The organism is Bacillota bacterium, from assembly GCA_013314855.1.
Taxonomy (GTDB): Bacteria; Bacillota; Clostridia; order Acetivibrionales; family DUMC01; genus Ch48.
This window is the reverse complement of sequence record JABUEW010000140.1, coordinates 1-10,018: the sequence shown is the minus strand read 5'-3', so window position 1 is coordinate 10,018 and position 10,018 is coordinate 1. Positions and strand designations below refer to the sequence as shown.

12 protein-coding genes and 3 pseudogenes are annotated in these 10,018 nt (G+C 37.2%); 4 read left to right on the top strand and 11 right to left on the bottom strand.

What is annotated here, in order from left to right; all coding sequences use genetic code 11:
• A partial coding sequence (locus HPY74_17720; GenBank protein ID NSW92467.1) for a hypothetical protein occupies positions 1–169 on the top strand: 169 nt, incomplete at its 5' end.
• A gap of 333 nt (positions 170–502) precedes the next feature.
• On the opposite strand, the gene HPY74_17715 is transcribed toward HPY74_17720, so the two are convergent.
• The 10 genes and pseudogenes from HPY74_17715 to HPY74_17670 all read right to left on the bottom strand — a co-directional run bounded on the left by HPY74_17715 (position 503) and on the right by HPY74_17670 (position 8,074).
• Positions 503–2,434, bottom strand: coding sequence for a hypothetical protein (locus HPY74_17715; protein NSW92466.1), 1,932 nt, complete (start codon positions 2,432–2,434; stop codon positions 503–505).
• Complete coding sequence (locus HPY74_17710; protein NSW92465.1) at positions 2,431–2,790, bottom strand: BlaI/MecI/CopY family transcriptional regulator; 360 nt, start codon at positions 2,788–2,790, stop codon at positions 2,431–2,433. Before HPY74_17710 ends, HPY74_17715 begins: the two co-directional genes overlap by 4 nt.
• Positions 2,791–3,141: 351 nt before the next feature.
• Complete coding sequence (locus tag HPY74_17705; protein ID NSW92464.1) at positions 3,142–3,594, bottom strand: hypothetical protein; 453 nt, start codon at positions 3,592–3,594, stop codon at positions 3,142–3,144.
• Positions 3,595–3,611: 17 nt separating this feature from the next.
• A complete protein-coding gene (locus HPY74_17700) occupies positions 3,612–4,313 on the bottom strand; it encodes a hypothetical protein (GenBank protein ID NSW92463.1) in 702 nt (233 codons plus the stop codon).
• A gap of 33 nt (positions 4,314–4,346) precedes the next feature.
• A pseudogene (locus HPY74_17695) lies at positions 4,347–4,454 on the bottom strand (cytoplasmic protein).
• A gap of 210 nt (positions 4,455–4,664) precedes the next feature.
• Complete coding sequence (locus HPY74_17690; GenBank protein ID NSW92462.1) at positions 4,665–5,039, bottom strand: hypothetical protein; 375 nt, start codon at positions 5,037–5,039, stop codon at positions 4,665–4,667.
• Between the two features lie 49 nt (positions 5,040–5,088).
• Positions 5,089–5,619 (bottom strand): hypothetical protein, encoded by a 531-nt coding sequence (locus HPY74_17685; protein ID NSW92461.1) that lies wholly within the window; start codon positions 5,617–5,619, stop codon positions 5,089–5,091.
• A 456-nt stretch (positions 5,620–6,075) separates the two neighbouring features.
• Complete coding sequence (locus HPY74_17680; GenBank protein ID NSW92460.1) at positions 6,076–6,699, bottom strand: hypothetical protein; 624 nt, start codon at positions 6,697–6,699, stop codon at positions 6,076–6,078.
• 241 nt (positions 6,700–6,940) lie between these two features.
• Positions 6,941–7,638: pseudogene (locus tag HPY74_17675) on the bottom strand (KilA-N domain-containing protein).
• Positions 7,639–7,855: 217 nt separating this feature from the next.
• Positions 7,856–8,074, bottom strand: coding sequence for a hypothetical protein (locus HPY74_17670; GenBank protein NSW92459.1), 219 nt, complete (start codon positions 8,072–8,074; stop codon positions 7,856–7,858).
• Between the two features lie 131 nt (positions 8,075–8,205).
• On the opposite strand from HPY74_17670, the gene HPY74_17665 reads away from it, so the two are divergent.
• The gene (locus tag HPY74_17665; GenBank protein NSW92458.1) at positions 8,206–8,433 is read left to right on the top strand and encodes a type II toxin-antitoxin system prevent-host-death family antitoxin; all 228 of its coding nucleotides are present in this window, start codon (positions 8,206–8,208) and stop codon (positions 8,431–8,433) included.
• The gene (locus tag HPY74_17660; protein ID NSW92457.1) at positions 8,417–8,827 is read left to right on the top strand and encodes a PIN domain-containing protein; all 411 of its coding nucleotides are present in this window, start codon (positions 8,417–8,419) and stop codon (positions 8,825–8,827) included. Before HPY74_17665 ends, HPY74_17660 begins: the two co-directional genes overlap by 17 nt.
• A gap of 221 nt (positions 8,828–9,048) precedes the next feature.
• Here the strand turns inward: HPY74_17660 and HPY74_17655 are convergent.
• A pseudogene (locus tag HPY74_17655) lies at positions 9,049–9,920 on the bottom strand (tetratricopeptide repeat protein).
• Here HPY74_17655 and HPY74_17650 point away from each other — a divergent pair.
• Positions 9,844–10,018 (top strand): hypothetical protein (locus HPY74_17650; GenBank protein ID NSW92456.1); only part of this gene is annotated, 175 nt, incomplete at its 3' end. The pseudogene HPY74_17655 and the gene HPY74_17650 overlap by 77 nt on opposite strands.

Genomic DNA, 10,018 nt, shown 5'->3' with positions numbered 1-10,018 from the left:
GAATCGAAAGTTTATTGAATATCTTGAATCCGTTGTCAAAAACCCCGATAAATTAAAGGACAAGCCAAAGAAGATTGAAAAATTCCTGAAGAAGATGGAAGTGGATGAAGACACTGGCGAGATTGTGAACACAAAAACACATCTGTCATTGGACGCTGTTACAGTTTGAAGTTTTAGCCCATGTTATGCGGCGAGGAGAACCCTTGACGGCGCAGTGCGCCAAAACAACCATGAAGCGGCATAAGCAAATGGTAACAGTTATGTGACTACAATTTTATACTATGGTTTAATACTCAAATTCCTTGTTGCTACTTGCTTACAAGGAATTTAGTATTCATAGAACTGTTAAACTCGGGTAGATTTGGTTGATTAAACTTATTTTTTTTGCTGACTATCACATCCACAGGCATTGTTTTGTCTGTCTTAATTTCTGGTATCATTACAATTTTCAGTGCCGCTGATCATATAATACACGGCAAATGAATACTAAAATCGTTCTTTTTTATCCGGTTGCATATCTATCCACACGCCAATTACCATCATCACCTTTAATAAGCACAACATAGAAACTGTTTTGGGTTGCCGGATATTGGGCAGATCTCTTTACAGTTTCCATGTCAACTGATACGTAAAATACTAAAACTGATTCCGAGTCTTCAATCCCTAGAAAACGGGGCTCTCTTATTAATTCTATTTGTTTTGCTTTGGCCCATTTCATACCCCACACGTCGCCGTCATGAACAAGATTACGGTTATGGTTTTCTGTCGCAAGGGTGCGCATTTTATCATAATCAGCTTCCACAAAAGCGCCAAAATACTCTTTTACTACTTGAAGGGCCTTTTGCTCTTCATCCGTCATTGCGCCAGGCATGGGAATTGTGTTTGAATCATTTTCCTCTTCTTGCCGGGATACTGTTTCATTTTCCACTTTTATAAAACCATATTCGGAACAAAAGCTGTCATTCAGGTCGCTTTGCAGTTCTCCTATGTTGTTATAAACTTCAATATTTTTTATCTTTGCTATAGTATCAGCAACAATTATATATCCCTTATCCATGGAAACCTCTTCTTTAATTATGGTTCCATCCTCAAAGATTATTTTGATGCTGTCAATTTGAACGTTTACCAAAGTATCGGTTTTCGGCTCCCATTTCTTGCTCTTGAAATTCCCATAAACAATGCTTTTGTCCTGATCCTTTACCACATTGGCCGAGAAGCAGGGACTTATGGGCAAGTTTCCCTGGGCTTTAGCCACTATACTAAAATCGTGATTTACTAAAAACAAAACAGAAAAACTCTCACCTTCTCCTCTATATTTTTCAGTTAATACCAGGTAGCCACTGCCATATTTTTTTATATTATAAATTCTGAGAGTTCCCTTGTTGGCCGGATCGGCCTCCAGGTAGTATTCGTCGACAACATCCTCAAGTCTTCTTTTGCCTTCCCCTGAAATTGTTCCTTCTTTAGAAGGATTTGCCACAAAAGCAATCACCGCCAGGCAAATAGCCATGACCATAGTCATTGCGACCCAAAATGCAGGTTTCTTGTAATTGAGTACATTTTTAATCCGAACTTTTACATGGCTCTCACCGAAAGCCAGGGGATTCACAGCCAAAAGCCCTTTTCTTTTTACCGACAGCGATAGGAGCGAACCTGAGTAGCCGCTCTTTGCGCTGTCGCCCAGCCTGTGCATCACGCTCTCATCGCAGGACATCTCCATGTCACGGCTCATGAGCGCAAAACACATCCACATAAGTGGATTGAACCAGTGAAGAATGAGCGCAAGAAAAGCAAACGGCTTTGTCAGATAATCCTTCCTGCGGATGTGTGCGCGCTCGTGTTCCAATATGTAGGACAGGTTGGCATCCCCAATATTTACAGGCACATAGATTTTCGGACGGATAAAGCCGCATACGAAGGCTGTGCCGATGGCATCGGTCTCAAAGACATTGACCTCCATGCGAGTCGCAGTCTGAAGCTTTCTTTTGATTTTTGCATAAGAAATGATGCTGTAAATCAGCAGCATAATAACGCCAAAAATCCAAATAAGACTAAAAACAGTAACCCATATCTGCATGAAGTTCACGCTTGCCGCCGGAGTAGCCGGAGGCAGGGAAGCATTCACCGCTCTGTCGATGCTGCCAACACCGGACTGGATCACAGGCGTCCGCATCAACCCTATATTCTGCGGTATAAATTCAAATATTCCGCTTTTTTGCTTCGCATCCAGGTTTATTAGATTGAAAAAGCTAAAAACCGAATTAAAAGAAAATGGGCATACAAGACGGAAAAGCACAGGGACCCAAAGAATATAGGAAAAAATCTTAGGCGCTTTTTTTAGCAACAGGCGGATAAAAATAACGCCAATAGCCACATATGATGCAGTGATACTCATGTTCACAATATATATAAATAGATCTTGCAGCAAGCTCATTTCACAGCCTCCTCTATAATCCGCTTCAGTTCCTCGGCCTCCTGTTCGGAAAGCTTGCGGCCACTTAGGAAGGCAGTCAGAAATTTCGGCAGCGACCCGTCAAATGTTTTTTCCAAGACAGCCTTGCTTTCATATCTCTGCACATCTTCGCGCTTAACCAATGAAGTAACGGTCGCATCCCTGTTTTGCAGGATGCCGCGCTCGCAAAGTTTCTTTAATACGGTGTATGTAGTGGACTTTTTCCAGCCGAGTTTATCCGCGCATAGCTTCACAAGCCCGGTTGAATTTATCGGTTCATTGTCCCAGATTATACTTACAAATTTATACTCCGCATCAAACAGCTTATATTTTTCCATATAATTGCCTCTCGGGGTTTATTTTGATAGACCTAATTAGAGTCTATCGCGTTCGACCCAACATGTCAATAGCAAAATATGGAACGCCTTATCAGGCCTACGTCAAAGCCGTTACACACCCCAACCACGGTATGGTTTGCGACCAAAACATCGATGAGCCTCGCCGGGTATATAACCGGAAATTCCCTCTTATTGCTCCGCACCAAAAAATCAATTCACAAATTCATATCTGATAAAATAAATTGCAATAACGCAACATTTGGCATACTTGAGCCAGGAGTTGTTTAGGCCTTGGCGTCAGGATATACTTCCGGCAAAACTATCGTTACTGAAGCATTTTTAATAAAATCTTTAATCAACGTATTCCTTCAATGCTCCTCGAAAGGCTGAGTACCGTGAGTATCTTTTTAAATACCTGTCTATAATAATATCTTTTGCCATTTTTTTGTCCAGCGACTCTTTTACTTCCCCTAAAGCAGCTGCCAATAAAGCAACATCATTGTATTTATGCCTGTATTTTCCTTCTACAATTCCACCTATTCTTTTATCTATTATGGATTCCAGCCAGTCAACATATGATTTTGTATCTTCCGCCGTTATTGCATGATTTACTTTCCATAAACAAAAGATATTCCAAAATATTTCTTCGCCTTTTTGCACGATCACTTCAGTTTCAAATACAGAATTTTCTTTCATGAAAACAAGGTTTTTGCTCTCATTAAATCCCATCCTGTTTGAAACCCGGGCTGCTATCTTTTTACAGGCTTTTCTCAGATTATGATCCGCATATAAATACAACAGCATCAAATCTATTCCATGACCTATAAAATTACCACTCCATCCCAAGAGAATATGTCTTCAATACGAATCTCCTTAAAATAAGGGTATGTGAAATATGAATATAAAACAATTGCACGTTGAGCAGCCGTTTGTAATTGATACTCCGAATACAGTACGTCTAGTGCAAGTACCCTTAAGTTTATTCCAACCAATTTTTCATCCACCATTTCTTCAAGGCTTAATTCAAAAGAATCTCCACCGTATTTATCTTTAGCAAATACTTGGGTATCCATAACCAATTTAAAAATTGTTACTGCTTCTTCATATCTGCAATCATTCATACAGTCATGTGCAAACAAAACTGCATCCTCGATTATCCTGCCTATACCCTCATTGTCCTCATATTCCCATATCCAATCACTTGACCAATATCCATTGGAATAATCTTCATATCCTTGGGCTGATAAACATAATTCCCCATTTTTTATTTTAGCAAAAATTCTCTTTATATCCCTTAACTCTTCTTTTACTTTCTCATCAGGTATTAATCTTTTATACTGAAACTTCTTCTTACTATCTTCTCGACCATCTTGATCGCAGTAATCTTCAAGTAGCTGGAGAAATGACTCTCTCTTGCTTTCAGGTGTCTTTCTTGCAATATTATGCAGACATCTTCTTAACTCCTCCATGCTCATACTGTCCAATATTTCATCTGATTTCTGTATAAATATTTTGTAATTCATTTTACCTCCTGCCTTTCTCGTGTCGGTCTTCAACTATTCCTGCTCTTTTTCAAGCTCATGTTTCAGTTCTTCCTCCGTTGGCATATTGAACTTATATTCAGATGCAAAAATTTGATTATTGCCTTCAGGCAAAGCATGTCTCCAGTATTCCCAAAACCCGGCAATATTACATGCTTACTATACTACAATAGAGGTGGTTTGTAAATCTGAAAGCAACCACTTACATTTGCCATCAAAAATATTTGTGCGGCATATTTTTCTCTGTTTTTCATCCCACAAAATCTCATCACGATAGAATACTGAAATATCAGTTTATTTGTTCAAAAATAGCTTTCGAATATCCTTCTATATCTAACTACCAAATAGAACAACTTTTTTAATTTTATATAAATAATACTCATTTTTATTTACTTCGTTAACTCTTACCAGAAATTCATTTATTTTTCTCTCGGCAGTAGTTCTAAGTATAGGTCTTGCAGCAGAAGCCAATGCCAATGCATTTCCTTTAATACTATTTCTCCATAGCTGTTTATCACGAAATTTGCTTTCTTTTTCAATATAACCCTCTCTTTCAAGCTCAATCATTAATGCGTCCGCTTTTTCTCGTTCTAAATCAAAAAAATACATTACATTTTCAATATCCCAGTTATTTGTGTACCTTTTAAAGAATCCCCTGAGTTTCATGATTGGTAAACCAAACATTTTATCGTTACTTTTTATTTGCATAAAATCACCTCAAAAACACGTATTTTTCAGCTTGTGTATCAAGCCTGATTTATAAACCTCTACCACCAAGTGCAAATATAATAGCAGAATTGATTTCTTCCATATCCGGCTCGGCCTCATCCCAATCGGTTCCAAAAAGCCTATAATAAGATAACAAAAGCTCTAATTGTAACCAGTTATTGTCAGCAATAGCGGTAAGTAGTCCAGCTATCCGATTTACCATATACTTATTTAACGTTTTCATATCGTCTTCTGAAAGTTGGTTGTTGGCGTGCATATCTTCAACTGGTCCATTTCTAAAAGCAAAGTGTGTAATCGCTTTTGATATTGCATCAATATTTTCCCTTTTCAGTAATCTCTCCCTTGATTTTAAATTCAATTCTTCAAATAATTCACGATTCTGTTCAACAAATTCTTGATATGTTTTGTTTTTTAAAGTTATTCCTAATTTGTTTCTTTTGTAAGCGACTTTACTTTTGGTTACTCCAAATAAATCTGCAATTTCACGATCACTTAGGTTTTTGTCATAATATAAGCGCTTTAAATCTTCATCAGTAATATCATTCCATGATTGACACATGTCTTTTTTCACTTCCTTTTTCACTTCTTTAAGTTTAGTACCTTTAAATATTTTTGGCACATTAGTTTTTCAATTTAGAGCAGAATTTTTATTGTTAAATCGTTCTTCCAATTGTTATGTATTTTAAATTTCTCAACTGGATATTTGATATTATTCTCTTTTTCGTCTTAGCATTTCCTTTTCAATTCCCCTTTTTCATAAATAAACCAGCATGTTAGATTTTATTAATATGTGCTCTTAAATCTGCAATTATTTAATATAAACTCATTTATTATAACCGGTTTGTATTCGTTTATCTCTACACCTGCATTTAATGCATTATCCATTCTCTTTAATGTTTCAAATACTAAACCTTTCCTTTTATTATGTATATGTGCATGTACATGCAAAGTGCCTCGTGCTGAACCTTCCCATGACAGCATAGGATAATTGCTTAGTGAAAGTTGCCTTTCACCATCACCTATCTGTTAATTTATTCAGATTTGGTACTACTCTTACATCAAATAGCTTGGCAGGCTCTTCCAACTCCAAGCCTTCCATTGTTGTTCTCAATTCTGAATCTTCATTTAATCTTTCAGCTATCAGTTCATGGTTAATTCCCAGTTCTTTCATGATTAAAGCCCTAAGAACAAATTTCATATATATTGAAACATAGAATAATTCATTTATACTCATAATCTCATGTTCCTTTTCACTGTCAAAATGGATGAAATGGTTTCTTGCATTTACAATTTTATTTATAATATTTTTCATATTGTTATTGGAAATATTAAATACATAATTTGTTTCTTTAAACAACTCTACCAACCTTTTTCTTAATCCGGGCTCATTAGAATACTGCATTAGCGTGGAAAGCCAACTTTTATACCCCTGATCGGTTATACTATCAAGTATTTTCCTAACCCTTTCTTCATGAAGCTCAGTAGGAAGGTCTTCATTATTCCGCATTCGGCGAGAAAATGCTTCTAATGCTTGAGTTATTTTTATAAACGACATTGGATTATCAAATGTCTTATCATGGGCATCAACAAAATATCCCAATATCGGTTCTATCTGTTTACTTTTCTCTGACCACATCATATTGTGAGTTTGGAATTGACCAAAACCCTATCGATTTTCTTCCGGAAAACTCTATCATGAGTATTACCTCCGTTACATCCCTTCTATTATCTTACTAATATCTTACTAAAATTTTTATCCATATGCAATATCTTTAAAATGATGATTATAAGGGTGAATTATGTTTGAATGTCTATAATGTTGGTCAGCGGTATAATATATCATCACATCACCTTCTTTCAGACTAATTAAGCTAAAACTCCTATTTGCCTTCCAATTCCTTTAATGTATCCGTATCAATCTCTTGAATTGCTTTCAACTGACGTATAGCTAATTGATTCAACAATTTAATCCTTTCTGCTTGCGGTTTGCCTTGTTCGATTAAAATGGCATTATAACTCTCCATGTTAGCCAAAACCAGTAATTGATTTAATGTCGCATAGTCCCTGATATTTCCGTATTTATCAGGATTTTTTCTCTCCACTGTTTGGCTGTGATACCAAATAGAGCAACATTCAGTATGTTTGCTTCACCGGCATAAGTGATGGAAATCTGAATTGGTGTTAGTTCTGTCGGAAACAAGTTTTCCTTTATAGCATCGGTATGAATTCTATAGTTAAGTTTGGAAATTTCTCTATTCAAATTCCAACTTAAAGAAAGTCTGCTGCTTTCATCACTTTTTAATCTTTTATAATCCTTAATAATATAAAGCTTAAATTCTGCTGATATCCAGGACGCAAATTCAAAAGCAATATCAGAGTGAGCAAAAGTTCCACCATAGCGGCTTGATTTCGAAACAATACCAATTGCATTCGTCTTTTCTATCCATTTCTGCGGGGACAGTGTAAAAGCATTATATCCTGCTTCTTTTCTAAACATATCGAATTCGATAGGTTTAAAATCCGGATTATGTAATTGTTCCCATAGTCCTAGAAATTCAATAGTATCTTTTCCTCTCATCCAGTTATTAGTCACAATGAATGGCTCATAACTTTTATATCTTGCAATAGATGAACCCCAAACTCATCTTGTATTATCTGTTCGTAAGGAGCCTTATTATAGCAACCTTCCAACTCTGCATTAGGTGATCTGTTGCAAGAAGTATATGTAATGTCTCTGATGTATCCAAAAATCCATATGAATTTTTTCTTTTATTATTTTATTAATTGATAGCAACTTAATATCGTTTCCCATCAAAATCTCCCCCTACCCAATATCGTCTTCCAATCTGCTGACTCCTTTTGCCTTTAATGCCAATCTTCAGGCCAAAGTTGACGTATCCGATGAGGCGCTTGTGAGGGACGCATCCAACAGGCCGATACTCAGGGAGGCCATTCCTGTTTGAACCGCATTTTTTTCGCGCGTGCCCCCTGCCCTTTGCACGAAACATATCCACCGGAGATTTTGACGCCCTACCGCACGATTTCAAAAATTATATTGTGCAATTTTAGTTGACATTTTGGTGCCATTCGCATATAATAATATCGGGAAATGAAATAATATTTTTTGTGCAAGGAGGTTTCAGCCATGCAAATAACAGCAACCGAATTTAAGAACAACATCGGGAAGTATCTCGCTCTTACGTCCAAAGAGGACATATATATCACCAAAAATGGCAAAAGAATTGCCAAGCTTACAAACACCAAGCAGGACAAAATCGAAATGGTAAAATCCCTGTTCGGCATACTGCCCGCCGATGCTTCCTTGGAGCAGGCAAGAGAGGAGCGTTTAAGCCGCCATGAACGTATTGATTGATACCAATGTTGTGCTGGATGCCATGCTTTCTCGTTCACCTTTCGCTGAAGCCGCGCAAAAACTGTTCATTATGGCCGCCGAGGAAAAAATCAACGCGCATATTACCACAAGCTCCATTACGGATATCTATTACCTTCTTCACAAACACCTGCGTGACAAGGAGCGATGCAAGCAGGAAATCTTTAAGATTATAAAGGTTTTCAACATTCTTGACGTTACTGGCCCTGACTGCGAAAAAGCGCTGGAGCTGCCCATGGCGGATTATGAAGACGCTTTGCTCGCCGCATGCGCCAAACGCAGGAAAATGGAATGCATCATCACCCGGAATATTAAGGACTTCGGCGGCTCGCCAGTCAGGACAGTGCTGCCCGGCGACTTTCTGAAAAGCATATAGGACTGCGGCCATCCACTTACCGGCTGGTTTTACTTTTCCAGCTTCCGCCTTTGATTGCATTAAATGAGAACTTGCTTAATTTTTTTAATATTTGCAAAAGAATATCTCTTCCAACAATATGATTGATAATACACATCATTGATATTGCATCTGTGATAACTTGCCTAGCTTCTCTCACAAAATTTTAACTTTTATCACATAGTTACTTCACTATCAATATATTAGGTTCTCATTTCTTCTTCCAAATCTTCCAGTCTTTCCTGCAAAGCAGCTATATCTGTTTTATCTTTTGCAATTGTCAACGCTTTTTTATATAATTCCTTTGCTTTGGAATAATCGTTTTTCTTAACCCAAAAATACATATCACCCCATCCAATATATCCCCAAGGATTATCTGGATAGTCTCGCACTAACTTTTCATACTCCTGTTCTGATTTTTCATAATCACCCAGGTAAGAGTATGATTCTGCCATACTGCGTCTCATGTTATGAATCCTTTATCATCTTCATCGGGAAAATATTCTAAAAATTCCCTGCAATAATTAATTCTTTTTTCGAAATACGTTTTATCTTCCAAGCCCGCATTATGGAGCTCATTCTCAAGGTCCTGGCAAAAATTGCTTACAAAAAAACTACCCATATACTGCCTGTCCAGAAAATCCAAACTTTTGTATTCCGGTTTAATTCTATATTTTAGTGCTTCCCATACTTTTAACCAAATATCACAGGCTGTTTTATAATCATTTTCTGACAAATATTCAAAACCCTCATCAATCAAATCACTCATTTGCTCCATTGACAATATGTGTTTTGGTGCCATCCTCTCCCATAAAATCCATGCAGCGAACCAAGGAAAATCTTCATCCCTGCCTTTTGCCGTTACTCTAAAGTTATTAAACCAGTGCTCTGAAATTTCATGGGCAGAATAAAACTTTTCTATATCTCTTAAAAAATCATCTCTTTTAAATTTTATGCCAAAATTTTCTAAAAGTATCGACAAGATGAAGTTCGGGAGGGTGATCATCGTTGCGGACGGGGGGTTGAACAGTGGCCCTAATATCGGCCATATACTGGATGAGGGGAACGGGTACATCCTTTCTAAAAGTACAAAGAAAAGCGCCAAGGATGTCAAGAAGTGGATACTTGACGAGGAGGGTTATGAATGGAACAAAGAAAGGACATTCAAGTTGA